Genomic DNA, 24,356 nt, shown 5'->3' on the forward strand with positions numbered 1-24,356 from the left:
CCCGCTCGTCCGGCATGACGACTCAGTCGAGGGCGCGCGTTCGGTCCTCGGCGAGTCGGTTCAGAAGCGCCGCGAGCGCCGCGATGTCGGGCACCCGTACCGCGGCCGCGGACGGCCCGTCGCCCACGCGCACGCCGAGGTCGTCGGGGCCGAGGCTCGCGATCGCGTCCTCGTCGGTGACGTCGTCGCCCGCGAACAGCACGGCCGTCGCCCCGACGCGTTCCCGCAGCTCGGCGACGGCGGAGTCCTTGCCCTCGTGGCGGAACGCGAACTCGACGATGTTGTGGCCGGTGCGGCGGCGCCAGTGCGGCGCCTCGGACGCCACCAGCTCGTCGACGACCCGGTTCGCCTCGGCCGCGTCGGCGGCGTTCGCCCGTCGCGTGTGGACGCCGAAGCCGAAGGTCTTCGGCTCGATCCAGACGCCGTCCAGATGCGAGGTGGCGCGCTCGGCGTGCGCGCGCAGCGTGTCGCGCACGCGCACGTCCGCCTCGGCCTCGCCGTGGCTGACCAGCCCTTCCCCGGGGGTCCAGAACTCCGCCCCGTGCGAGCCCGCCAGCAGCACGCGGGCATCGTCACCGTGCTCGGCGATGACTCGCAGGTCGACCAGGCTCCTCCCCGACACGAACGCGACCACCGTCTCGGGGGCCGCGACCAGGGCGTCGACGGCGACGCGCGCGGCCGGCAGCATCCGCGCGTCCATCGGCTCGTCCTCCAAAGGCGAGAGCGTGCCGTCGAAGTCCAGCGCGACGAGCAGGCGATCGGATGCCGCCAGCCGGCCGATCGCGTCCTCCGGCGCCGTCACGCGCGGCCGCTGTTCTTCTTCGCCCGGCGCGCTTCGTCGAGCGCGTCGAGGAACGAGCGGGACCATCGGTCGACGTCGTGCTCGAGCACCTTCTTGCGCAGCGCCCGCATGCGGCGGCCCTGCTCGCCGGCCGGCATCTCGATCGCCCGCATGATGGCCTCCTTCATGCCGCCGATGTCGTGCGGATTGATGCGGATCGCGCTGGAGAGCTCGTCGGCGGCGCCGGCGAACTCGCTCAGCACGAGCACGCCGCGGTTGTCGGTGCGGGTGGCGACGTACTCCTTCGCCACGAGGTTCATGCCGTCGCGCAGCGCGGTGACGAGCATCACGTCTGCGGCGAGGAAGAGGGCGACCATCTCTTCGCGCGGGTACGCCTGGTGCAGATAGCGGATCGCGGTGTGGCCCATGGTGTCGTAGTCGCCGTTGATGCGCCCCACCGTGAGCTCGATCTCGTCGCGCAGCTGCATGTACGCGTCGACGCGCTCCCGGCTGGGGCTCGCGACCTGCACGAGGGTCACGTCCTCGACGTTCACGCGGCCGTCCTCGAGCAGCTCGCCGAAGGCCTTGAGCCGGTGCCGGATGCCCTTCGTGTAGTCGAGGCGGTCGACCCCGAGCAGGATCTTCTTCGGGTTGCCGAGGCTCTCGCGGATCTCGGCCGCGCGCGCCTTGATGTCGGGGCGTCCGGCGAGTTCGATGTACGACGACGTGTCGATCGAGATCGGGAACGCCTTGGCGAGCGCGTTGCGCGTGGTGCCGTCGGCCTGCGGGACGGTGATGCCCGTGGCCTTCGTCTGGTACCGCAGCTGGCGCCGGACGGCGCGTGCGAAGTTGCCGGCATCCGCCACCCGCTGAAAGCCGATGACGTCGGCGCCGAGCAGTCCCTCGAGCACCTGGCGCCGCCACGGCAGCTGGGAGTACAAGCCGTATGCCGGGAAGGGAATGTGGTGGAAGTACCCGATCGTCAGGTCGGGTCGAGCCTCGCGGAGCATGGCGGGGACGAGCTGCAGCTGATAGTCCTGCACCCAGACCGTCGCGCCCTCTGCCGCCACCGACGCGGCCGCCTCGGCGAATCGGCGGTTGACGCGGACGTAGGCGTCCCACCACACGCGGCGATACCGGGGCGGCGAGATGACGTCGTGGTACAGCGGCCAGAACGTGTCGTTCGACATGCCCTCGTAGTAGTTCTCGATCTCGTCGGCGGTGAGCGAGACCGGCACGAGGTACGTGCCCTCGAACTCGAAGGGGTCCACCTCGATGTCGGGCTGACCGGGCCACCCCACCCAGGCCCCGTCGGCGCGACGCATGACCGGCTCGAGCGCGGTGACCAGCCCGCCCGGCGAACGCCGCCACTCCGAGTCGCTGTCCGGCTCGACCACGCGGTCCACCGGCAGGCGGTTGGCCACGACCACGAGATCCGCCCGGCGATCGCTCTCGGAGGCCTCGCCCTCGGGGGTGGAGCCGGCGCGCGGCCCGTTCGATCCGGACGGGTTCGGCTCGGCTGCTCTGGGCGGTGTCACGGCACTCCTGACGGTTCGTGGACGGCATGCTCAGGCTAACAGCGAGGCTCCGCGGCCCATCGTCCCTTGACGCGCGGGGTCTCACGTGTCAAGGGCAGACCGGCCACCGTGGCTCGCGCTAACGTTGCGGCATGCGCAAGTACCTCTTCGGCACCGGCATCATCACGGCGTTCACGGGAGGCCTCACGCTGCTGCGCGCGCTGCGCGAGAACGAGCCGTTCACGTGGCGCACCGCACTGGCGTGGGCGAGCTGGGGCATCTCGCTGGCGCTCGCGATCGGGGCGATCGTCGACGTCCGCCGCGCGTCGCGCGGGTACCTCGTCGCGGGCGACTCCCCCGTTCACGGCCACGAGAAGAAGCTGCTGAAGCGGCGCCTCGACGGCTGAGGTCGTCACACAGCGAGAGAGTGGATGCCGTGGCGTGACGGCATCCACTCTCCCTGTCTCTGTGCCCCGCGTCAGCGCGTGAGGATGAGCGCGTCGCCCTGACCGCCGCCGCCGCACAGCGCGATCGCCGCGATGCCGCCGCCGCGGCGGACGAGCTCATGGACCGCGTGGACCACCAGCCGGTTGCCCGACGCCCCGATCGGGTGCCCGATGGCGATGCCGCCGCCGTGCGGGTTGACGACATCGTCGGCCAGTCCCAGCTCGCGCTGCGATCGCGCGACGACAGCGCCGAACGCCTCGTTGATCTCGACGAGGTCGAGGTCGGCCGGGCTGATCCCCTGCTTCGCGCACGCCTTCTCGATCGCGCGCGCCGGCTGGGCGTGCAGCGAGTTGTCGGGGCCGGCGACCTGACCCGACGCGCCGACGACGGCCAGCACGGGCCAGCCGTTCGCGTCGGCGTGCGAGCGCGTCGTGAGCACGACCGCCGAGGCGCCGTCCGAGATCTGCGACGAGTTGCCCGCGGTGATCGAGCCGCCGGAGGCGAACGCGGGGCGCAGTCCCGCCAGGGTGTCGACGGTGGTCTCGGGGCGGATGCCCTCGTCTTTCGTGACGATCACCGGGTCCCCCTTGCGCTGCGGGATCTCGACCGCCACGATCTCGGCGTCGAAGATCCCCGCCTGCTGCGCGGCGGCCGCGCGCTGGTGCGAGCGGGCGGCGACGGCGTCCTGATCCTCACGCGTGACCTCGAACCGCTCGTTGTGCCGCTCGGTCGAGGCACCCATGCTCTCGGCGTCGTACGCGTCGGTGAGCCCGTCGTACGCCATGTGGTCGAGCACCTCGACCGACCCGTACGCCCAGCCCTCGCGTGAGCCCATCAGCAGGTGCGGTGAGCGGGTCATCGACTCCATGCCGGCCGCCACGACGACGGTCGCGTCGCCGACGGCGATCATGCGGGCACCGTCGATGATGGCGGTCAGGCCGGAGAGGCACACCTTGTTCACCGAACCGGAATGGACGTCCCACGGGATGCCGGCGCCCACGGCCGCCTGACGGGCGGGGTTCTGGCCGGCCCCGGCGGCGAGCACCTGGCCGACCAGCACGGCGTCCACGGCGTCGGCGGGGATCCCGCCCTGCTCGAGCGCGCCGCGGATGGCGGCGCTGCCGAGCTGCACGGCGGTGAGCGGCGCGAGCTGGCCCTTGAGCCGCCCCTGTGGGGTGCGGGCGGCGGCGACGATGACGATGTCGTCGTGGTTCATGATTCCTCCTTGACGGTCGCAGTGAGCGCCTCCGCGACGCGCAGCTCGGGTTCGGTCGCGGCGATGACCTCTTCCACCGTGACCCCGGGGGCGGTCTCGACCAGCACGAGTCCGTCATCCGTCACGTCGATGACCGCGAGGTCGGTGATGATGCGGTCCACGACGCCACGGCCGGTGAGCGGCAGCGAGCACTCGTTCACGATCTTCGCCGAGCCGTCCTTGGCGACGTGCTCCATGAGCACGATGACCTTCGCGGCGCCGTGGACGAGGTCCATCGCGCCGCCCGGGCCCTTGACCATCTTGCCGGGGATCATCCAGTTCGCGAGGTCGCCGTTCGCAGACACCTGCATGGCGCCGAGGATCGCCGCGTCGATCTTGCCGCCGCGGATCATGCCGAAGCTCGTCGCCGAGTCGAAGAACGCCGCACCCGGCAGCGTCGTGACCGTCTCTTTGCCGGCGTTGATGAGGTCGGGGTCGACGTTCTGCTCGGTCGGGTACGGGCCGACCCCCAGGATGCCGTTCTCGGACTGCAGCACAACGGTGACGCCGTCCGGCACGTAGTTCGGCACGAGCGTCGGCAGACCGATGCCGAGGTTGACATAGGCGCCGTCGGCGAGCTCACGGGCCGCACGGGCGGCCATCTCTGTGCGGGTGAGTGCCATCTCAGGCTCCTTCCGTGGTCGCGGGGGCCGCGATGGTGCGTCGCTCGATGCGCTTCTCGATGCCCGTGCCGACCTCGACGATGCGGTGCACGTAGATGCCGGGAAGGTGGATGCTGTCAGGGTCGAGTTCGCCGGGCTCCACGAGCTCCTCCACCTGCGCGATGCACACGCGCCCCGCCATCGCCGCGAGCGGGTTGAAGTTGCGCGCGGCCTTGTTGAAGACGAGATTGCCGTGCCGATCCCCACGCAGCGCGTGGACGAGAGAGAAGTCGGTGACGATCGCCTCTTCGAGCACGAAGTCCCGCGGCGTGCCGCCGACCTCGAACGTGCGCACGTCCTTGACCGGCGACGCGACGGCGATGCTGCCGTCCGCCGCGTACTTGCGCGGCAGACCGCCCTCGGCGACCTGCGTGCCGACCCCCGTCTGCGTGTAGAACGCGGCGATGCCCGAGCCGCCGGCGCGGAGCTTCTCGGCGAGGGTGCCCTGCGGAGTCAGCTCGAGCTCCAGCTCGCCCGACAGGAACTGCCGCTCGAACTCCTTGTTCTCGCCCACGTACGACGACGTCATCTTGCTGATGCGCTTGGCGTTCAGCAGCACGCCGAGCCCCCAGTCGTCCACGCCGCAGTTGTTGCTGACGATGCGCAGCTCGCCGGTGCCCTGCGCGAGCAGCGCCTCGATGAGGGCGATGGGGTTGCCCGACAGACCGAACCCTCCCACCGCAAGAGACGCCCCGTCGGGGATGTCGGCGACGGCCTCGGCCGCCGAGCCCCACGTCTTGTCGATCACATGCACTCCTTCGTTCCGGATCCCCCTCATCCTCATCCCGGGGCCCCGCCGGACGCGAGTCACCGCTTGCCATATGGATGAGCCATCGCCTACCGTCCATATCGTGGACACGACGAAGCGCAGCATTCCCGGGGCGCAGTCCGTCGCGCGCGCAGCGCAGCTGCTGCGACTGGTGACATCCGCCGGTGACGACGGGATGCCGGTCGCCGAGCTCGCGCGGCGCGCCGAGCTGACGCGCCCCACGGCGCATCGGCTGCTCGCCGCGCTCCGTCACGAGGGGCTCGTCGACCAGGACGACCGGACGGGGCGGTGGATGCCGGGGCCCGAGCTCTTCCTGATGGGCACGGTCGCGGCATCCCGCTACGACATCACGGCCATCGCGCGCGACATCGTCCGCTCGCTCGCCGTGCGCACCGAAGAGAGCGCATTCCTCTCGGTGCGCCGTGGCGACGAGACCGTCTGCCTGCTGCGCGAGGAGGGCAGCTTTCCGATCCGCTCGTTCGTGCTGTCGGAGGGAGTGCGGTTCCCGCTCGGCGTGGCCTCGGCGGGCCTCGCGATCCTGGCGTTCCTGCCTCCTCACGATGTGGACGCCTACTTCGAGCGGCACCCGGACCTCGCCGATGACTGGGGCGTCGCGCACGGCGAACCGCGGCTGCGCACCCGCCTGCGCGACACGCAGGAGCGCGGCTACGCCGTGAACCCCGGGCTGATCGTGGAGGGGTCGTACGGCCTGGGCGCCGCGGTGTTCACGAAGGAGGGCCACCCCCAGTGGGCGCTGAGCCTCACGGGCGTCGAGTTCCGGTTCGGAGCCGACCGCCTGCCCGAGCTCGGCCGCACGCTCCTCGCGCACGCGCACCAGCTCACCACGCGTATCGCGAGCGCCGGTCGCTGATCGTCGGCGCGGTGAGGGGTCCGTCGCCCCGCGGCGTCCTCATCCTCCCTGCCGTTCCTCTCAGCTCGCCCCTCCCTCCGTTCATCCGTCACAGATGTACGCGCAGCATCCGTTGACGTGTACATCTGTGACGGATGAACCTCTGGGGTGGCGCGAGGTCAGGAGGACGCCGCAAGCTCCTCGCGCACCACGCCGGCCACGATCTCGGCCCCGGCAGGCGACATCACGATCGTGTAGTGGTTGAAGCCGTCGATGCGCTCGTGGCGCACGTCGGGGTACTCCCTCAGCATCCGCTCGAGGTGCTCAGGCGCGTACAGTCCCGGCGGCTCGTCCTGCAGGCCGCGCGGCACGGTCAGCAGGCGAGCGGGATGCCGCAGACCGGCCAGCGCGGACGGCAGCGCTGTCCCGGTGTTCATGTCGACGGTGTCGTCGGCGGTCGTCGCGTAGCTCGTCGCGGGGCGGAAGGCGCCCTCGCCGTCGGGCACGAGGTCGTAGGCGAGATAGCGCTCGAGCTCGGGGGTCCACGCCTGCGCGAATGCGGGGTGCGCACGCCAGAAGTCGAGGTACGCGGCGGGGCCGTCGAACCTCATCGACAGGCGCGCGGCGGTCGGCCCGAGGATGCCCGCGACGAGCTCGTCGGTGCTGAGCCCGGCGGGCACGTCGAGGGGAAGTCCGCCGTCGACCAGCACCAGACGCGTGACCCGCTCCGGGTACAGGTGCGCGAACACCACCGAGACGAACCCGCCCATGGAGTGCCCGACGACGATCGTGCGCTCGATGCCGAGCGCGTCCAGGAGCGCCGCCAGGTCGGCCGCGTGCGCCGCCATCCCCGCAGAGCCTTCGATGCCGTTGCTGCGACCGCGGCCGCGCAGATCCGGGGCGACCAGCCGCACGCCGGGCAGCCGGTCGACCACGAACGGCCATGCCAGGTGCGAGGCCGTGACCCCGTGCACCAGCAGCACGGTCGGCGCCGCGGGACCGGCATCCACATCCCACACCCCGACATGCAGCGCTCCCCCGTCGACCGGCACGTCGAGTTCCGAGTACTCGTGCGTCACCGGGCGGTCCATCCACCGTCGATCGTGTACGACGCGCCGGTGGCCATTCCGGCCTTGTCCGAGACCAGCCAGCCGGCGAGCGAGGCGACCTCGTCGGCCTCGACCAGGCGCTTCACGGCGCTCTCGGTGAGCATGATCTTCTCGACGACCTCGCTCTCGGGGATGCCGTGCACCTTCGCCTGGTCGGCGATCTGCTTCTCGACGAGAGGCGTGCGCACGTACGCGGGGTTGATGCAGTTGCTGGTCACCCCGTGCGGCGCGCCTTCGAGGGCTGTGACCTTCGAAAGCCCTTCGAGCCCGTGCTTGGCAGACACGTAGGCCGACTTGAACGCGCTCGCACGCAGCCCGTGCGCGCTGGAGATGTTGATGACACGGCCCCAGCCGCGCTCGTACATCGCGGGAAGCGCCGCGCGGATCAGCAGGAACGGCGACTCGAGCATCAGTCTCAGCAGCAGCCGGAACGTCTCTGGGTCGAACTCGGTGATGGGCGACACCCGCTGGATGCCGGCGTTGTTGACCAGGATGTCGACGTCCAGTGTCAGCTCGTCGAGCTCGCGCGTGTCGGAGAGGTCGACGACCCAGGGCTCGCCGCCGACGGCGGCGGCGGCCTCCGCCGCGGCGTCGGCATTCAGATCCGCGATGATGACGTGCGCGCCTCGCCCGGCGAACTCGTGAGCGCACGCGAGGCCGATGCCGCTCGCGCCGCCCGTCACAAGGGCGCGTCTGCCGGCCAGGTCCTGGACTGTCATCGGTCTTGCTCCTTGGGTCGTGAGGGCGTCGAGGGGCGCGGTGCGAGCGCGTTGTCGATGAACCGCGTCATGCCCGCGAACACGCGGGGATCGAGCTCGGCGGGCGGCTTGCCATCGGCGTCGCGCTCCCACAGCAGGAACCGCATGCCGATGAGCTCGCCCATGCCCATGAGCGCCCAGGCGGTCGTCTCGGGGTCGAGGGCGCGATCGACGTCGCCGGTCGCCTGCGCGGCCCGCAGCCCTGCCTCATAGCCCTCGACGATGCGGGTGTAGTGCAGGCGCAGCACCTCGGGCGAGACGAACTCCGCCTCGCGCACCACCCGGTACAGCGCCGGGTGCTCGGCGGTGAAGCGGAAGAACCCCGCGAACCCGGCGCGCTCTGCCTCCAGACGCCCCGAGGCTCCCGACATCGCCTCCGACATCGAGTGCCGCACCCGACGGTTGAGGTCGAGCACGAGCGCCTCGAAGATTGCCTGCTTGCTGTCGAAGTACAGGTAGAACGTGCCCAGCCCGATGCCCGCGCGCTCGGTGATCTTGACGATGGATGCCTCGTGATAGCCCTGCTCGGCGAACACGAGCTCTGCCGCCTCGAGCAGGCGATGGCGGGTCGCCTCGCCCCGCTTGGTCAGCGGGCGGCCGGTCGCCGACGACACCAGCTCCTCGTGGTGGTCGACGAGTTCGTCGGACATGCTCATCAGGATTCCCCCCTGCTCGGCGAACGGGTCTCGACCGGTTCGCGTCCGTCGGCGTGTGCGCGCAGCGCCTGCGCACGTTCGCGCAGCCGTGAGCGCGCGAGCTTCTCGATCGTCGATCGCGGCAGTTCGTCGACGAACTCGACGTGCACCGGGATCTTGAACGCCGCGAGATTGCGGCGCGCGTGGGCCAGCACCTCATCGGCAGACAGCGCGGCTCCCGCGACGGGGACCACGAACGCGACTCCCCGTTCGCCCCACACGTCGTCAGGCACCCCCACGACGGCGGCCGCCTCCACCAGCGGGTGCAGGCACAGCGCGTACTCGACCTCGGCCGGTGCGACGTTCTCGCCGCCCGAGATGTAGATGTCCTTGAGGCGATCGACCACGCGGAACACGCCCCGGGCGTCGCGAAAGACGAGATCGCCGCTGCGCAGCCAGTGGCCGCTCATCGCGCGTGCGGTGGCGGCGTCGTCGCCGAGGAATCCTGCGAACACGCTGGGCCCGCGCACCCACAGCTCTCCTGTCGCCTCTCCGTCGAGGGTCAGCCCCGTCGCCGGATCGACGACGCGCACCGACACGTGGGGGTACGGACGCCCGACCGCGCCGGGCGCGTCGGTGGCCTCGTCGGCCGGGAGGTGCAGCACATTCGGCCCCGCCTCGGTCAGGCCGTAGCCCTGCGTGAGCGGCAGGCCCCGGGTCGCCCACGTCTGCTGCAGCTCGACCGGCATCGTCGCCCCGCCGACGAGCGCGAGGCGCAGCGACGAGGTGTCGGCCGACGCCGCGTCGCGCTCGGCCGCGAGCATGGCGTACTGCGTCGGGACGCCCATCATCGCGGTGACACCGCGGTCGGCGATCAGCTGCAGCACGCGTGCCGGCTGGAACGACCGCTCCAGTACGACGGTCGCGCCGACCCACCACGCCAGCAGCGGCTGGCAGTTCCACGCGGCGACGTGGAACTGCGGCAGCATCGCCAGCACGACGTCGTCCTGCGTGAGGGGCAGCGCCTGCGCGAGCGCCAGGTTGTTCCAGAAGCAGTTCGCGTGGGTGAGCACCACGCCCTTGGGCGCCGCCTCGCTCCCCGACGTGAAGATGATCAGCAGCGGGTCGTCGTCGCGCACCGGGCGGCGCATGCGGGGCCTCGGGCTGCGGGGCAGGGTTCCCGCCTCCACCCCGGTGGTCCCGAGCACCGCGGTCGGCGGCATCCGGTCGGCGATCCGCAGTGCGGCACCCGCGAGCGACTCGTACTCGTCCTCGACGAGCACGAGTGCCGGGTCGGAGCGCGAGAGCACGTCCGCCAGCTCGCGCGGCGTGAGCCGCCACGAGAGCGGCACGAACGCGATGCCCGCGACCGCGCACGCGAAGAACGCGACGACGTGGTCGGTCGAGTTGCCCGAGACCGTCGCGATGCGGTCGCCCGGGCCGTACCCGGCGTCGCGCAGCGCGCCAGCGAACGCCGCGGACCGCGCGGCCAGCGTGGCGTAGTCGGTCGTGACGCCGCGGTCGTCGATCGCGATGCGCTCGGGCGAGTGCGCGGCACGATCGATCAGCCACCGGCCGATCGTGTGCGGGCCGTCGTCGAGCTCGGGGTCGGCGGTCCAGGTCATGTCCGCACCTCGATCGGCACCTCGGCGGCGTCGTCCGCGTCGTCGAGCTGCCGCAGCGCACCGCGGCTCCTCTCGCCGCGCCGACGGCGCACGGCGGCGTCGATGGTGCCGGCGATGCCACCGGGCAGGAACATCACGACGACGATGAACAGCACGCCGAGCAGGAACAGCGGCTCCGACAGCGGCACGCGCAGCCAGTCCGGAAGGCCCGCGATCGCGTCCGATCCGGCGAGGACGGTGAGTCGCTGATCGAGCAGCGTGTAGAGCACACCGCCAACGATGGCACCCCAGCGGAATCCGACGCCACCCAGCACCACCATGACGAGCACGGTGATCGTGAGGTCGGCCGACACCGACCGCGGCACGGTTCCGGACTGCAGCAGCATGTAGGCCACCCCCGCGAGGCTCGCGAGCCCCGCGGCGATCACGAACACGATGAGCTTCACGCGGTACGGCGAGAGACCCAGGACGCGCACGCGCTGCTCGTTCTCGCGCGTCGCGCGGGCGAGGTGGCCCAGGCGCGAGGTGTCGACCCACAGCGTCACGAGATAGACGATCACGAGCACCGCGAGGGTGAACCAGTACAGGTTGCGCGTGTTGATCACGCCGATGAGGAAGTCGGGCACCTGCTCGGTGTTCAGGCTCAGCCCTTCCTCGCCCCCAGTGACCTGCGAATTGCGTCGAACGAGCACCGAGCCGGCCTGCGCGAACGCGAGGGTCACCATCGCGAACGGGATGCCTGACACGCGCATCGACACCGCCCCGGTGGCCAGGGCGATGACCATGCCTCCGACGAGCGCGATGAACACGCCCGGCCACAGCGGCACGCCGAAGTGCTCGAGGGCGATGCCGAGCCCGTACGCGCCGGCCCCGAAGTACAGGGCGTGGCCGAACGACAGCATCCCGCCCGATCCGAGCAGCAGGTTGTACGACAGCGCGAGTGCGGCGAACACCATGCACAGCGACAGCAGGGCGAGCGTGCCCGGCATGTAGGTGGGAGTGGGGAGGATGCCGGGAAGCGACAGGTTCAGCAGCGGCAGCACCGCCATGAACACGACGAGCACGGCGCCCACGACGGCGGGGACGTACCTGCGCATCACGCCTTCTTTCCGAGGAGTCCGGTCGGCCGCACCAGCAGCACGAGGGCGAGCAGGATCACGACGATGAAGTCGCCGGTGCCGCCGAGGTAGAAGTTCGCGAACTGCTGCAGCACCGCCACGAGGACCGATGCCACGGCCGCACCGGTGAGCGAGCCGAGACCGCCGACGACGGTGACGATGAACGCGAAGATGAGGAGCGTCTGCCCGAGGTGAGCCGACACGAACGTCGAGTAGTGCATCGCGAGCACTCCCCCGATGCCGGCCGCCGCCCCGCCGATCGCGAAGACCAGCGTGAACGACCGGCGCACATCGATCCCGAGCGCCGTGACCATCGAGCGGTTCTCCACGCCGGCCCGGATGATCATGCCGTACCGCGTCTTCTGCAGGAACAGCACGAGTGCCGCGAGCACCAGCACCGCCGCGATCATGAGCACCCAGTAGGTGTTGGGGATCCGGGCGCCGAGCACCTCGGTCGTCTGCTTGAGCCACGACGGTCCCGAGATGTGCACGGGGTCGGTGCCCCAGATGCCTTCGAACAGTGCCACCGCCGCGAACGAGAGACCGACCGTGACGAGCACCTGTTCGATGTGCCGCTCGTAGAGCGGGCGGATGAGCACGAGCTCGGTCAGCGTCGCGAACACGGCACCGACGGCCGCGCCGACAAGGATCGACAGCAGGAACGATCCCCACGAATCGGTGCCCAGCGCCTGCGCGACCATCCAGCCGATGAAGGCGCTCAGGGTGAGGAACGCACCGTGCGCGAAGTTCAGCACGTGCATGAGCCCGTAGATGAGGCTCAGCCCGCTCGCGACGAGGAAGTACAGGGCGCCGAGTCCGACGCCGGTGATGAGGGTGAGGACGAGGGTGCTCACGATGCGTGCTCCACGTGGACGCCCAGCAGGCGCCGGGTCAGGTCTTCGTCGTCGAGGATCTCGCGCGCCTTGCCGACGTGCGCGACGCGGCCGCCGGCGATGACGACGGCATCCTCGGCGAGGCGGCGGACGACCTCGAGGTTCTGCTCGACGAGGAGGATGGGAACGGTCTTCGACGCCTCCTCGAGCGCGTCGGCGACCTCGGTGACGATCTTGGGCGCCAGACCCTTCGTGGGCTCGTCGACCAGGAGCAGCCGGTTGTCGTTGAGCAACGCGCGTGCGACGGAGACCATCTGCTGCTGGCCGCCCGACAAGGTGCCCGCAGCCTGGTCGCGCCGGGCGACGAGGTCGGGGAACAGCTCGGCGACGAACTCCCGGCGCGGTTCGCGCTGCCGCTCGGCGAGCGCGAGGTTCTCGGCCACCGTCAGCTTCGAGAAGACCTCGCGGTCCTCCGGCACGTACCCGACGCCTCGGCGGACGATGCGGTGGGTCGGCAGCCCGTCGATGCGCTCGCCGGCGAGCCGCACCTCGCCGCGGCGCGCGATCAGCCCGAGGATCCCGCGGAGCGTCGAGGTCTTGCCGACGCCGTTGCGGCCGAGCACCGCGGTGATTCCCGTCGCAGGCACGTCGAACGAGACGTCCTCGACGACCTGCTGGCCGCCGATCGTGCAGCGCAGGCCGCGGACGGTCAGGATCGGATCGGTGACGCTCATGCCGCCTCCGTCCCGGAGCCGGTCCCGAGGTAGGCGCTCTGCACGAGCGGGTTCTCCATGATCCGCTGCGGCGTGTCGTAGGCGATGATCGTGCCGAAGTACATCACCGCGACCTTGTCGACCAGTCCCATGAGCACGTCGATGTGGTGCTCGACCATCAGCAGTGTGCAGCCCTTCGCGCGCTGCATGTCGCGGATGTTCTCGACGAGTCCGGCGACATCGCCCGACCCCACCCCGGCCATCGGCTCGTCCAGCAGCACGATGCTCGCCTCGGTGGCCAGCAGCACGGCGATCTCGAGCTTGCGCTTGTCGCCGTGCGAGATGTCGCCCGCCAGGGCGTCGAGCTCGTGGCCGAGCCCGACGGCGTCGAGCTTGGCGAGCGCGAGCTCTGTCGCCGCATCCGTCCGCTTCGGGAAGTGCAGCAGCGAGCCGGAGCCGCCGAGCGAGACCTGCGCGGCCAGGCGCACGTTCTCGAGCACCGACAGCTTCGGGAACAGGCTCGACGTCTGGAAGGTGCGCCCCAGCCCCGCCCGCGCCCTGGCGGGCACCGACGCCGTCGTGATGTCGCGGTCGTCCAGCACGACGCGGCCGGCGGTGGGCTTCATGAGCCCGGAGATCACGTTGAACAGCGTGGTCTTGCCGGCGCCGTTGGGACCGATGACGCCCACGAGGGAGCCGGCCGAGACGTCGAGTTCGACGTCCTTGAGGATCGTCGCGCCGCCGATCTTCAGGCCGAGGCCCTCGATCTTCAGCGGAGAGCCGCGGCGCGCGGTCTCCGCGGCAGGCGCGGACGGGGCTGAGGTGCTCATCGCGTTGCGGGTCTCCGGACTACTTCGAGGCCTCGGCGGGCGCGACGTCGTCGGCCGACACCGTGTCGACGAGCTCGGGCACGAACGTGCCGTCCTTCGCGACGAGCTTCGCCTGGTACATCTCCTGCAGCAGGGCGTGGTCGCTCGCACGCACGGTCATCGCGCCCTTGGGGCCGTCGAACTCGAAGCCCTCGAGCGCCGAGACCATGGCGTCGACGTCGCCCTTGCCCTCTTCGATGGCGTGCACGATCATGATGGCCGCGTTGAAGCCGTCGGGGCTGAACAGGTCGGGCGTGCCGCCCGCGTCCTCGATGCCCTTGACCATCGCGGCGTTCACGTCGTTGTCGGGAGCGCCTGGGAAGTAGTGGTTCAGGAAGCTGATCTTCTCGGAGGCCTCACCGTACGCTCCGAAGGTCGCCGAGTCGCCGAGACCGGTCACCACCGGGATCTCGTCGAGCACGCCCTGCTGGCTCATGGCCTGCCACATCGCACCCGAGGTCGCACCGGCCCACGCGACGAACACGAGGTCGGGCTCGCCCGCGAGCACCTGCTGTGCGAAGGGGGTGAACTCGGTGGCGTCCTCGGCGACGAGCACCGAGTCGACCGTCGCGCCCTTGCCGCCGAGGATCGCCTGCACGGCGGCGACGTTGCCCTGGCCGAACGCGTTGTCCTGCGCGAACACCGTCACGGTCTTGCCCTCGATGTCGTCGAGGAACGTGCCGGCCGTCGCGACGTCCTGCGCGCTCTGGCGCCCCGAGCGGAACGTGTAGTCGTTGATCCCGGTGATCGCGTCGGCTGCGGCCGGACCGGAGATGTAGAGCACCTTGTTCTGCGCCGCCTGCTCGGCGACCGCGAGCGCGACACCGGACGCGGCGGTGCCGGCGATGATGTTGACGCCCTCGCCGATGAGCTCCTTGACGGCGGTGACCGCCTTGTCGGGATCGCCGGCGTCGTCGCGGTACTCGACCGTGATCTTCGTGCCGGCGATCTCGCCCTTACCGTCGGTCGCGTAGTCGAGGCCGACCTTGAACGCGTCGAGGTACTGCTTGCCGTAGCCGGCGAGCGGACCGGACTCGCTCGTGACGATGCCGACGGTGACCTCGGCGGGCCCGCCGCCGTCGGTCGCCTCGCCGGAGGGCGTCTCGGCCGTCGGTGCGCACGCCGCCATGGCGAGCGCTGCCGTGACGACCACGGAGCTCAGGAGCAACTTCTTCGTAACCCGCATGTGCGTGCCTTTCCCCATTGGAAGGATCTGGTGCATCGGATACCAAACCTGACATCCGATTCAGGTATTTGCAATCTAGGAAACAACGCGCCGCGGGGTCAAGTCGAACACCCTGGCGTTACCGAATCGCGATCCGCCGACCGCCGGCATCCGAATTTAGATACCGCTGTTATATATCGCTGGTATGGTTGATCGATGTGACACACGATCAGGACATCGAGACCCTCATCGTCGCCGCGCACACGCTCACGCGACTCGCGGCGCTCGAGACAGCCAACGAGACACCCTCCGCCCAGTGGCGGACCCTCACGATCCTGCGCGACCACGGTCCGCTGCGCATCGGCGAACTCGCACGCCTCAGTCGCGTGACCCAGCCGGGAATGACCCGTCTGGTCGGCCAGATGGTCGACCAGGGACTGCTGACGAGGGCGACGGATGCCGCCGATTCTCGCGCGACGGTGGTCGAGGTGACGCCGCTCGGCGTCGAGGCGCTGCACACGTGGCTGCTGCACCTGACATCGGCGCTCGCGCCGCACTTCGACGATCTGACCGAGGCGGAGTGGGATGCACTGCGCACCACCGCTCAGGTGCTCACCCGCAATCTCGATCGTGCCGCCACCACTGCGGAGGTCGCCCGATGAGCGCCCACGCCTCCGCGAAGGTCTCGGTCTGGCGTCAGCCCGCGCAGGTGTGGGCCGTCGCCTTCGCCTGCGTCGTCGCATTCATGGGCATCGGCCTGGTCGACCCGATCCTCCCGGCGATCGCCGAGTCGCTGAAGGCGACGCCGGTGCAGACCGAGCTGCTGTTCACGAGCTACCTGCTCGTCACCGGCCTCGCGATGCTCATCACGAGCTGGATCTCCAGCCGCATCGGCGCGAAGGCGACACTGCTGATCGGTCTCGCCCTCATCGTCGTGTTCGCCCTCGCGTGCTCGCTGTCGGGCAGCGTGGACGCGATCATCGGCTTCCGTGCGGGCTGGGGCCTCGGCAACGCGCTGTTCATCTCGACCGCGCTCGCGACCATCGTGGGCGCCGCCTCGGGCGGCAGCGGAGCGGCCATCGTGCTGTACGAAGCCGCACTCGGCCTCGGCATCGCAGTCGGTCCGCTGCTGGGGGGCCTGCTGGGCGAACTGAGCTGGCGCGGTCCGTTCTTCGGCGTGGTCGTGCTCATGGCGATCGCCTTCGTCGCGGTCCTGGCCCTGCTGCGGGGCTCGGGCGAGAAGCCCGTGCCGGTGCCGCTGTCGGCGCCGTTCCGGGCCTTGCGCATCCCCTCGCTCGCGGTGCTCGCGGTCGCCGCACTGTTCTACAACGTCGGCTTCTTCGTGCTGCTCGCCTTCTCTCCGTTCCCCCTCGGGTTCGGCGCCATGGGCATCGGCTTCACGTTCTTCGGCTGGGGCGTCGCCCTCGCGATCACGAGCGTGTGGGTCGCGCCGTTCCTGCTGCGCTTCTTCGCCCGCACCACGGTCATGCTGTTCACGCTGCCGCTGCTGGCGATCGACCTCGTGATCGCCGGCATCCTGGTCGAGAACGCGGCCGCACTCGTGGTGTGCATCATCGTCGGCGGCCTGCTCCTGGGCGTGATGAACACGGTGCTGACCGAATCGGTCATGGAGGCCACCGACCTGCCGCGCTCGGTCGCGTCATCGTCGTACTCCGCGGTGCGCTTCCTCGGCGGCGCCGCCGCTCCGCCGCTGGCCGCGTGGCTGTGGCACGCATACGGCGCAACCGTCCCGTATGTGTTCGCCGCGGCATCCATCCTCATCGCGACCGCCACCATAGCGATCGGCCGACGCGCCCTCGCCCGTATCGACGTGCGCGAGGCGGATGCCGCCGAAGAGGCCGCAGCCGTCCTCGTCGGCGACGCCGCCTGACCCGTACGCCAAGAACCCCGGATCCCTGCGGATCCGGGGTTCTTCGCGTACGCGGAACGCAAGAGAGGGCAGTCCTTCCGGACCGCCCTCTCAGGTGGTGCGCCCCCAGGGACTTGAACCCTGAACCCATTGATTAAGAGTCAGATGAGAGGCGTGCTCAGTGCGTGCCTCATCGTGTATCGAGCGTGTCTGTTTGTTTCTGTGACCGGGTGATTACTGGCGCGAGTGTGTATGCATCGTGATGCATGGTGTCGCCCCCGTTTGCTAGCAATTAGCTAGCGGCTAGCTAGCGCGTGCCCGATCCGGCATGCACCCCCACACCCTCGCCGATTCGTTCGAGCGCCGTTCGGCATACCCGGACCCTGGCGCAACAGGCATGACCTGGTTCGAAAGATCGGGGGAAGCTCCCCGCCTGTGCACTACGTTTTGCCTAGCCGTCGCGTGGATGGCAATTCGACGAAGGAGACCGATTGTGACCATGCCGGCGAACCCGCAGCCGATCAGCCCTGAGGCACGCGAGGCAGCTCTCGCGCAGGCCGTTGTGCGCGAGGTCGCTGCGCGTGGTCGCGTCGAGTCACAGACCGCGCACAACGCGATCATCGTGACTGGCAAGCGCCCGAACCACGTGCTGCATCTCATCCTCACGATCGTGACTGGTGGGCTGTGGGGCATCGTCTGGATCATCGTGGCGCTGAGCACCCGCGAGCACCGCCTCGCGCTCTCCGTGGACGCTTACGGCAACATCGTGCGCCAGCAGCTGACCTGAATTGCCCCGCGATTAACCGCAGGCGCCAATCTCGAGCCCGATCTGCGCTCGCACGACCGATGAGCCGTCCGAGCGATCCTGAGGCCGCAGAGAGGCGCACAGCGTCACGCTGTACCCCGCGGGGGTATCCTCGCGACATGGGGACTGACACACCACAGACACCCGCCCCCGCAAAGGTGTACGCCGGGTCGCTGCAGAAAGTCGCTGACGCCTACGCGATGCGCATCCGGGGCGCTGAATGGGCGACGATCGCGGCGGCGGTCGGGTACGCGAACCCGCAGAACGCAATGCGCGCGGTCCGGAACTACGTTGGCCGGCTGCCGCAGCCGCAGATGCCCGAGCTGCGGTCGATGTGGCGGGATCGGCTGGAATGGCTGTGGCCGATCGCGGCCCGTGACGTCGAGGCGGGCAAGCCGGGTGCGATGCGCGCGGCGGTCGCGGTGGCGCAGCGGGCGGCGCAGCTCGACGGTATCGACGCTCCGCAGACGGTCCGGGTCGAGTCGGCGGATGCTGCAGAGCTGGCTGCGATGGTCGCGGCTCTGCTCGCTGCGAACGGCGGCGATGTGGGCGAGCTGGAGGCGTCGATGTGGGGCGGCGACGACATCGAAGACGCCGAGGTCGTAGACGACTGAGCCCCGGTCACCCGCTCGGGGTGCCGGGGCTCAGCGGACCGGGAACGCAGCTATTCGACCGGCCATCCCGCCGCGACCAGCTCGGCGCGGTGGCGGGCGGGAGCTTCGTGGACGTTGCGCGCAATCGCCGCGTCACGCTCGGCACGCTGGAGCGCGAGATAGTGCGCTCGCAGCGGCTCAGGCAGCGACGACGGCAGCGCACGGCGCGCCGCCTCGCGGACCTCGCCCCACGCGTCGGCGGCGTGCGCCCACGGTTCGGCGGTGCCGGGGTGCCCGGGAGCGACCAGCTCGGCGAACAGGCGCATATCGTCGCCGAACGCGTCTGCGAGCCCCATCCCGGTCGCGCCCGAGAGCGCTTCGACGGCGAGCGTCCGCAGGCCGAGCAGTTCCCGTGTCCGCGGCCGGCGCGCCATGACCTTGTAGCAGTCGCCACACAGGGGCGCCGCGGTGCCGTCGCGCCAGGTGACGGGCGAGGCATGCCAGCCCGTCGAGCGCGCGACACCGCAGAACCCGCAGGCACCGGACGTGCAGCCGTGGGGCGCCTGCAGCCGGATCTGCCGCTGTGCGTCGTCGATCGCTTCGGCGAGGGCGGCGCGGCGCTCGGGCGTGATGTGCGCCCACGGCGTGCCGTCGAGGTCGCGGGCGAGGCGCATCCGGTCAAGCTCCGACGCGTGCACGCTGATCGTCGGCACTATCGCGTACCCATCATCGACGGCGGTTCGCGGCCGGACGCGCGCAGCTCGCAGCGCGAGGCGGGCGACGTCGTCGGAGACCTTACGGCCGGTCAGGCTGCGCACGATTACCCGGGGGTCATCGCACGCGGTGTGTCGGCGCGTCCAGCCTCGCAGCGGCGGCAGCCCGGACTCTGCGCGCAGCGCGTCGAGGCGGTCGTCTTCGGCGTCCGGCGCGTCTTCGACCTCGCCCCGGCCCGCGGGCACGATGCCGGCGCAGACGCTGCAGAGCGCGGCCGGTCGCTGCGCCCTGGCGGACGTGTGCCCGGCGAGGGTCGCGCGGACCGCTGCCGTGAGGTCGGCCGCGGTGGGCGTCGAGTCGGTCATGTCGTTCATGGTGTTGGTTCCTTTCGTGGTTGCTGATGGTTGGGCCCGCCGCGCCGACACACCCATTCGAAGCCGGCGCGACGGGCGGTCTAGGGGCGCGGCCAGCGGTTCAACCGGTAGCGGTCGGCTTGCGGCTGCCCGGACGGCGAGACGCGGCGGGCGTGGAAGCTCCCCCGCCATTCGGCCCACGCAATGCCGTGCCCGATCTGCCGCTCGGGGATGCCGACGACGGCGGCCAGCTCGCGACGCGTCGCCGTAGCGATGCCTCGCCCGTCTGCGCGTCGGGCGAGCTCGACCAGCAGGCGGCGCTCGGCATCGGTCGGGGCGTCGTCTCCGGCGAACGCCTGCAGCCGGTGCAGCTCGCCCGTCAGCCAGCGCCGCGACGCGGGCTGCTCGGCCACGGCTGCGCGCTCGTCTTCCGTGAGCAGGTCGGTTTCGGTCCCGGTCATCGCGCGCCCCTCTCGCCGGATGCCAGGGCGGCGACGAGCCGCACGCCGTCCGCATGCACAAGCCACATGGCATCGGTGAGCTGCCCGGCGCCGTAGACGATGGAGACGCCGAGCACGACGCGCCACGGGTCGACGCCGAGCAGGGCGGCGAGGTCGTCGCATTCGATCGCGACGCGCCCCAGCTCGTTGGCGCGCTCGACGAGCACGCGCAGCAGCTCGGCCGTCCGGTCGCTGATTGTCGTCGCGCTCATCGCCGCCGCGCCCGGGCTCGCTGGGGCAGCGCCCGCAGCCGACGCCGCGCAGCCCACAGGTCGACGGCGAGGGCGTCGAGCGAGCCGAATGCGGATGCCGTGACGGCGCCCGGCCGCATGCCGCGGAACCGGCATGCCGGGTGCAGCCCGCCAGAGGCGAGCACGGCCGGCGTCGGGTTCGCAACGTCGTGACAGGTCGGGCATCGGTGGATGAGAATCTCGCTCATCGTGTCCCCTCTCGGGTCGTGGTCTGGTGTGTGTGGCCATGCGAGCAGCCGCGCGCCCGACGCTCTGCCGCCTCACGCTCGATCCGAGCGATCGCGGGGCAGCCGTCGTCGTGTTCGAGCTGCAGGATCGGGCCGCCGCGGGGGTGCTGCCCCAGGTAGCGAATGCCCGCGGAGCAGTCCGGGCACCAATCGCTGCGCACCGCGACGAGCGTGCCGGGCTCGGGTCGAGGGAACACGCCGGCCATCACCGCACCCCCGCAGCGTCGGATGCGGACAGCGGCTCGACCTGATCGGGCATTCCGACCCGGCGCACGTGCCGCGGCTCGCGGTCTGGGCATTCGTCGCGCTGTACGCGATTCAGATCGAGCACACTCTGCACCGCGGGTGCCAGCGTCTCGTACACGTCGGGGCAGATTCCGTCGCGCATCGCCCGGTCGATCGCGTCCCGCTGCAGTTCATCGCCGAGCCAGTCGCCCAGCTCGTCGACGTCGTCGATCTCGTCAGGCACGAGCTGCAGCAGATCGCCGAGCCCCGGACATGGCGCGTTCAGCAGCACGGCCGTCCACTGGATCGCGGCCGTGGTGAGGGGCGAGCGCCGCAGCATGGCAGCGACGCGAGCCGCACGCTCGGGGTCCGGATCGGCGGGCGCTGGGTCCCTGACCTCCGAGCGCTCGCGTGACTGCGGGAGCGCCGAAGCGCCAGCGAGAGGCGCGGGAGCGGTCGCGCGTGCGCGTTCCGTAACGAACGTCCCGTCAGAGCCTTTAGGCTCTGACGTTCCGTTCGGTTCTGTTCCTTCTACCGTGGGGATCCCCGCGCACTCCCCCGCGCTTTCCCCCGCGCACTCCCCCGCGCACTCCCCCGCGCACTCATCGTCGCTCGCATGCGCGGGCATCCCCGCGCTTTCGACAGTCGTTGACTGCGCGGGGATCCCCGCGCTTTGGGCGTGGACGGGACGCGGGGTGTAACCGGCCCAGTTCAGCCGCCAGCGTGTCGCACGTCCCCGCTTCGGTGGCGCCACGGGCGAGATGATCCCCGCGGCCGTGAGGGCGTCGAGCGCGTTTCGCACGTCACGATCAACGATGCCCGAGACGTCGTCGGCGAGCGTCCGATATCCCGGCCATGCGATCCCGTCACGGTCGGCGTACTGTGCGAGCGCCACGAGAATGCAGCGCGTCCGGTCGGCGCCGATTGCGCGTGTGCTTTCGATCGGGACGGACAGCGCCCAGCGGGTCGGGTCGCCGGTCATCGGCCCGTTCCTCGCGTCGTGACGGGCGCAGAGCGCGAGGCATCCGCGACAGATCGCAGTCGCGATGTCGGCGGCTCGTAGGTCACGCCCTCAGGGCTGCCGAAATGCAGGATCCGGCGGGCTGGATCGAAGCGCACGATGCCCGATCCCAGTTCGGTCGGTCGTGCCATCGCTCAGCCCTCGCTCAGCTCGGCGTCGTCCGCGGGTGCCGGCGTCGCCGTGCGCGAGCCCAGTAGAACGGCCTCAGGGTCGAAGCCGAGCGCACGGAGCACGTCAGCCCCGCGGACGTAGAAGCGAGCGCCGATGCGCTGGACGGGTGCCGGGAACTCGCCGCGCTGGTGCAGCTCGTACGACTTTGCGCGGCTCAGGCCCGCGATGAGGCGGCCGGCGACGGGGATCGACATGCGGGCGGGGATGTCGCGCAGGTTGCCGAGAGGTATATCCCGGGGCGGGGCGGTTGTGATCTGGCTCATGCGTTCAGCGTGCTGTTGCGTTCGTAAATATACAAGCTATATATTTACATCATGCCCGAATTTCGAGAGGCTCCCGAGCACGACGAAACCCCGCCGCGCTACGTCGCGACGTCATACGTGAACCGCAAGGGCGGCACGAGCGTGACGATGCGTGAGCGGGTCACGATGCGCCGCGAGCGGTTCGTCGTGGGCGATCGCGAGGTGTACGGCGTCAGCATCCGCTACGGCGAAACCGAGTACGCCGTCATTCCTGTCGAGACGGAGGGCCGCGCCGCCCTGCACTACTACGCCGAGACTGCGCGCGCAGGGGGCGTACTCGGGGGCGAGGCCGCGCCGCTCGGCCGCGATCGCGACTACCTCGCGCGCGTGGCGCTCGCGTTTCTCGACCGCGAGGTAGATGTCGCGATCGGCCAGCGGATCCGCCGCCCGTACCCGGAGAGCCGCCGCCCCAGCGACGAGACGCTACTAGCCGCGGTCCGGCGTGCGATCGAAGCCGGCGGCTCAGCTCGCGGCGAGCTGGCTGAGGCCTACGGCGTCAGCGTGAACACAGCCGATGAATGGATCAAGCATGCGCGCCGAATCCCCGGCGCGAACCTCCCGCCCGCGCGACGCGGACGGCCCCGGAAGACACGACCCGACGGAGGGGAAGAACGATGAGCACCACGACCAACCGCACAGGCGGCGGCGTCTCGCAGCGGCACACCGCGTGCGACTGCGAGCAGGCGCACACCCCCGGATGCGCGGGCGGGCGCTGCCGCTGCCCTCGCGAGCACGGGCCCCGCTGCGCGCACCGCGTGCGACCCGACGGCAAGACGGCGTGCGGCTGCCCGTGGGCGTTCGCTGCGAGCGCCGTTCGTGCGGGAAAGCGGGTTCAGACGACCGGCTCGGGGTACAGCTCGCGCTCGGCAGCGCTGCGCGCCCGTGCTGAGGCGGTCGAGACGCTGCGCAAAGCGCCCGCGGCAGCTCGACGCGGCGACACGCTCAGCGACTGGCTGACGAGCTGGCTTGACCGCCGGTCGACTGGATCGAACGTGCTGCGGCCGTCGACGCTGCAGGCGTACCGGTCATGGGCCGCGATCATCCGCGAGGCGATCGGCGGCGAGCGGCTGCGCGACGTGACCGCCGAGACGCTGGATGACCTCGAGCGGCACCTGCACAAGACGCTGCCCGGCCGCGCCACGACGCACGCCCGCGTGTTCGCCGTGCTGCAGTCGGCGCTGCGCGACGCGTACCGCCGCGGGATGATCGCGGACGATCCGACGCGCCGCCGCGAGACGGTACGCGCGCCGAAGACGCGCCGCACGATGATGCAGCCCGAGCAGTTCGGCCGTCTCATCGACTGGATGCAGGCGCGCGGCGAGCGCATGGCGCCCGTGTTCTGGGTCGCGGCAGCTACCGGCCTGCGCCGGGGCGAGCTCGCGGGGCTGCGCTGGGTCGACGTCGACCTCAGCGCCGGTCGTCTCATCGTCGCGCAGCAGGCGGTGCAGATCGGCCGTGAGGTCATCGTCGGCGCACCGAAGACGGCCACGGGTGAGGGCCGCGTCGTCATGCTCGACGCACGCACAGTCGACGTGCTGCGCGGCGTGCTCGCGCAGCAGGCGCTCGACGCTCAGGCGTGGGGCTCGGACTACGGCAATCACGCGGCGCTCGTGTTCGCGAACGAAGACGGTTCGCCGCTCGTGCCCGAACAGCTCACGCGGGCGCTGCCCCGCATGATCAAGCGTTTCAATGCCGAGCAGCGCGTCTATGCCCTCGACGCCGTCGCGGATGCCGACGAGCTGCAGCAGCTCGCGACGAGCCACGGCATGGGCGGCGCCCGCCTCGCGCGGATCCGCATCGACACGACGCTAGAGGGCAAGCCGCTGCCGGTCGTGACGTTCCACAGCCTGCGCCACCTGCACGCGTCGATTCTGCTCGCGTCCGGCCGCGGGCTCGCCGCGGTGCAGCGCCGTCTCGGGCACAGCTCGATCACAGTCTCATCGGACCTGTACGGGCACCTGATCGAGTCGGCTGCGCGCTCGGACGCGGAAGCCGCCGCCGCGCTCATCCCGACCCGGCAGCGCGTGCCGGTCGACTGAGCCACACAGCGCGCAGCGGGCGTCGCTCCCATCGCGGAGCGGCGCCCGCTGCGTCGTGCGTTCGTTGACCGCGTCTCCCCGTTCGTTGATCGCGGCCGTTCGTTGACCGCGGGGCGGCGACGGCCGGCGCGGGACTGGCGGCCCGTCCGCGCAGCTCGGCGCCGGTGCGTTGCCAGCTC

Annotated in this window: 28 protein-coding genes; 8 read left to right on the forward strand and 20 right to left on the reverse strand. The window is 70.8% G+C overall.

Annotated features, from left to right (window positions below; translation table 11 throughout):
- Positions 1-22: 22 nt before the first annotated feature.
- Complete coding sequence (otsB, locus tag IF188_RS07940; RefSeq protein ID WP_191171240.1) at positions 23-802, reverse strand: trehalose-phosphatase; 780 nt, start codon at positions 800-802, stop codon at positions 23-25.
- Entirely contained in the window at positions 799-2,319 is a 1,521-nt protein-coding gene (locus tag IF188_RS07945) for a trehalose-6-phosphate synthase (RefSeq protein ID WP_396652748.1), read from the reverse strand. The genes otsB and IF188_RS07945 overlap by 4 nt, the downstream gene beginning before the upstream one ends.
- Before the next feature lie 131 nt (positions 2,320-2,450).
- On the opposite strand from IF188_RS07945, the gene IF188_RS07950 reads away from it, so the two are divergent.
- On the forward strand, positions 2,451-2,705 hold the full coding sequence (locus tag IF188_RS07950; protein ID WP_191171241.1) for a hypothetical protein: 255 nt from the start codon (positions 2,451-2,453) through the stop codon (positions 2,703-2,705).
- Positions 2,706-2,776: 71 nt separating this feature from the next.
- Here the strand turns inward: IF188_RS07950 and IF188_RS07955 are convergent, their stop codons facing one another.
- The 3 genes from IF188_RS07955 to IF188_RS07965 are packed head-to-tail and all read right to left on the reverse strand — an operon-like array spanning position 2,777 to position 5,410.
- Positions 2,777-3,961, reverse strand: a complete 1,185-nt coding sequence (locus IF188_RS07955; protein WP_191171242.1) for an acetyl-CoA C-acetyltransferase — start codon at positions 3,959-3,961, stop codon at positions 2,777-2,779.
- The gene (locus IF188_RS07960) at positions 3,958-4,623 is read right to left on the reverse strand and encodes a CoA transferase subunit B (protein WP_191171243.1); all 666 of its coding nucleotides are present in this window, start codon (positions 4,621-4,623) and stop codon (positions 3,958-3,960) included. The genes IF188_RS07955 and IF188_RS07960 overlap by 4 nt, the downstream gene beginning before the upstream one ends.
- Position 4,624: 1 nt before the next feature.
- Entirely contained in the window at positions 4,625-5,410 is a 786-nt protein-coding gene (locus tag IF188_RS07965; protein WP_191171244.1) for a CoA transferase subunit A, read from the reverse strand.
- Between the two features lie 73 nt (positions 5,411-5,483).
- Between IF188_RS07965 and IF188_RS07970 the strand changes: the two genes are divergently transcribed.
- Entirely contained in the window at positions 5,484-6,302 is an 819-nt protein-coding gene (locus IF188_RS07970; RefSeq protein WP_191171245.1) for an IclR family transcriptional regulator, read from the forward strand.
- Positions 6,303-6,460: 158 nt separating this feature from the next.
- Here IF188_RS07970 and IF188_RS07975 read toward each other — a convergent pair whose 3' ends face one another.
- The 9 genes from IF188_RS07975 to IF188_RS08015 are packed head-to-tail and all read right to left on the reverse strand — an operon-like array spanning position 6,461 to position 15,127.
- Entirely contained in the window at positions 6,461-7,372 is a 912-nt protein-coding gene (locus IF188_RS07975) for an alpha/beta fold hydrolase (RefSeq protein ID WP_191171246.1), read from the reverse strand.
- Positions 7,357-8,109: a 3-hydroxybutyrate dehydrogenase gene (locus IF188_RS07980; protein ID WP_191171247.1), complete on the reverse strand. Its 753-nt coding sequence runs from the start codon at positions 8,107-8,109 to the stop codon at positions 7,357-7,359. Before IF188_RS07980 ends, IF188_RS07975 begins: the two co-directional genes overlap by 16 nt.
- Positions 8,106-8,804, reverse strand: a complete 699-nt coding sequence (locus tag IF188_RS07985; protein ID WP_191171248.1) for a TetR/AcrR family transcriptional regulator — start codon at positions 8,802-8,804, stop codon at positions 8,106-8,108. The genes IF188_RS07980 and IF188_RS07985 overlap by 4 nt, the downstream gene beginning before the upstream one ends.
- Positions 8,804-10,408, reverse strand: a complete 1,605-nt coding sequence (locus tag IF188_RS07990) for a class I adenylate-forming enzyme family protein (RefSeq protein WP_191171249.1) — start codon at positions 10,406-10,408, stop codon at positions 8,804-8,806. The genes IF188_RS07985 and IF188_RS07990 overlap by 1 nt, the downstream gene beginning before the upstream one ends.
- Positions 10,405-11,505, reverse strand: coding sequence for a branched-chain amino acid ABC transporter permease (locus IF188_RS07995; RefSeq protein WP_191171250.1), 1,101 nt, complete (start codon positions 11,503-11,505; stop codon positions 10,405-10,407). The genes IF188_RS07990 and IF188_RS07995 overlap by 4 nt, the downstream gene beginning before the upstream one ends.
- Positions 11,505-12,380, reverse strand: a complete 876-nt coding sequence (locus IF188_RS08000) for a branched-chain amino acid ABC transporter permease (RefSeq protein WP_191171251.1) — start codon at positions 12,378-12,380, stop codon at positions 11,505-11,507. The genes IF188_RS07995 and IF188_RS08000 overlap by 1 nt, the downstream gene beginning before the upstream one ends.
- A complete protein-coding gene (locus tag IF188_RS08005; RefSeq protein ID WP_191171252.1) occupies positions 12,377-13,093 on the reverse strand; it encodes an ABC transporter ATP-binding protein in 717 nt (238 codons plus the stop codon). The genes IF188_RS08000 and IF188_RS08005 overlap by 4 nt, the downstream gene beginning before the upstream one ends.
- Positions 13,090-13,902 carry an ABC transporter ATP-binding protein gene (locus tag IF188_RS08010; RefSeq protein ID WP_191171253.1) on the reverse strand — a complete coding sequence of 271 codons (813 nt, stop codon included), beginning with the start codon at positions 13,900-13,902 and terminating at the stop codon, positions 13,090-13,092. The genes IF188_RS08005 and IF188_RS08010 overlap by 4 nt, the downstream gene beginning before the upstream one ends.
- A gap of 19 nt (positions 13,903-13,921) precedes the next feature.
- Entirely contained in the window at positions 13,922-15,127 is a 1,206-nt protein-coding gene (locus IF188_RS08015; RefSeq protein WP_191171254.1) for a substrate-binding domain-containing protein, read from the reverse strand.
- Between the two features lie 197 nt (positions 15,128-15,324).
- Between IF188_RS08015 and IF188_RS08020 the strand changes: the two genes are divergently transcribed.
- From IF188_RS08020 to IF188_RS08035, 4 genes are all read left to right on the forward strand, one after another.
- Positions 15,325-15,768, forward strand: coding sequence for a MarR family winged helix-turn-helix transcriptional regulator (locus IF188_RS08020; RefSeq protein ID WP_191171255.1), 444 nt, complete (start codon positions 15,325-15,327; stop codon positions 15,766-15,768).
- Entirely contained in the window at positions 15,765-16,997 is a 1,233-nt protein-coding gene (locus IF188_RS08025) for an MFS transporter (protein ID WP_191171256.1), read from the forward strand. Before IF188_RS08020 ends, IF188_RS08025 begins: the two co-directional genes overlap by 4 nt.
- A gap of 472 nt (positions 16,998-17,469) precedes the next feature.
- The gene (locus tag IF188_RS08030; RefSeq protein WP_191171257.1) at positions 17,470-17,763 is read left to right on the forward strand and encodes a DUF4234 domain-containing protein; all 294 of its coding nucleotides are present in this window, start codon (positions 17,470-17,472) and stop codon (positions 17,761-17,763) included.
- Between the two features lie 137 nt (positions 17,764-17,900).
- Complete coding sequence (locus tag IF188_RS08035; RefSeq protein WP_191171258.1) at positions 17,901-18,395, forward strand: hypothetical protein; 495 nt, start codon at positions 17,901-17,903, stop codon at positions 18,393-18,395.
- Positions 18,396-18,445: 50 nt separating this feature from the next.
- On the opposite strand, the gene IF188_RS08040 is transcribed toward IF188_RS08035, so the two are convergent.
- From IF188_RS08040 to IF188_RS08065, 6 genes are all read right to left on the reverse strand, one after another.
- Positions 18,446-19,462 carry a 2Fe-2S iron-sulfur cluster-binding protein gene (locus IF188_RS08040; RefSeq protein ID WP_191171259.1) on the reverse strand — a complete coding sequence of 339 codons (1,017 nt, stop codon included), beginning with the start codon at positions 19,460-19,462 and terminating at the stop codon, positions 18,446-18,448.
- A gap of 80 nt (positions 19,463-19,542) precedes the next feature.
- The gene (locus IF188_RS08045; protein WP_191171260.1) at positions 19,543-19,902 is read right to left on the reverse strand and encodes a hypothetical protein; all 360 of its coding nucleotides are present in this window, start codon (positions 19,900-19,902) and stop codon (positions 19,543-19,545) included.
- Positions 19,899-20,153 (reverse strand): hypothetical protein, encoded by a 255-nt coding sequence (locus tag IF188_RS08050; protein WP_191171261.1) that lies wholly within the window; start codon positions 20,151-20,153, stop codon positions 19,899-19,901. The genes IF188_RS08045 and IF188_RS08050 overlap by 4 nt, the downstream gene beginning before the upstream one ends.
- Positions 20,150-20,380, reverse strand: coding sequence for a hypothetical protein (locus tag IF188_RS08055; RefSeq protein WP_191171262.1), 231 nt, complete (start codon positions 20,378-20,380; stop codon positions 20,150-20,152). The genes IF188_RS08050 and IF188_RS08055 overlap by 4 nt, the downstream gene beginning before the upstream one ends.
- A gap of 244 nt (positions 20,381-20,624) precedes the next feature.
- A complete protein-coding gene (locus IF188_RS08060; RefSeq protein WP_191171263.1) occupies positions 20,625-21,626 on the reverse strand; it encodes a helix-turn-helix domain-containing protein in 1,002 nt (333 codons plus the stop codon).
- Positions 21,627-21,799: 173 nt separating this feature from the next.
- Entirely contained in the window at positions 21,800-22,099 is a 300-nt protein-coding gene (locus tag IF188_RS08065) for a hypothetical protein (RefSeq protein ID WP_191171264.1), read from the reverse strand.
- Between the two features lie 117 nt (positions 22,100-22,216).
- Here IF188_RS08065 and IF188_RS08070 point away from each other — a divergent pair, with 117 nt between their 5' ends.
- Together IF188_RS08070 and IF188_RS08075 are read left to right on the forward strand one after the other, a co-directional pair.
- On the forward strand, positions 22,217-22,756 hold the full coding sequence (locus tag IF188_RS08070) for a hypothetical protein (RefSeq protein ID WP_191171265.1): 540 nt from the start codon (positions 22,217-22,219) through the stop codon (positions 22,754-22,756).
- A complete protein-coding gene (locus tag IF188_RS08075) occupies positions 22,753-24,177 on the forward strand; it encodes a tyrosine-type recombinase/integrase (RefSeq protein WP_191171266.1) in 1,425 nt (474 codons plus the stop codon). The genes IF188_RS08070 and IF188_RS08075 overlap by 4 nt, the downstream gene beginning before the upstream one ends.
- The last annotated feature ends 179 nt before the right edge of the window (positions 24,178-24,356 follow it).

It is taken from the genome of Microbacterium helvum (assembly GCF_014779795.1).
Classification (GTDB): Bacteria; Actinomycetota; Actinomycetes; order Actinomycetales; family Microbacteriaceae; genus Microbacterium; species Microbacterium helvum.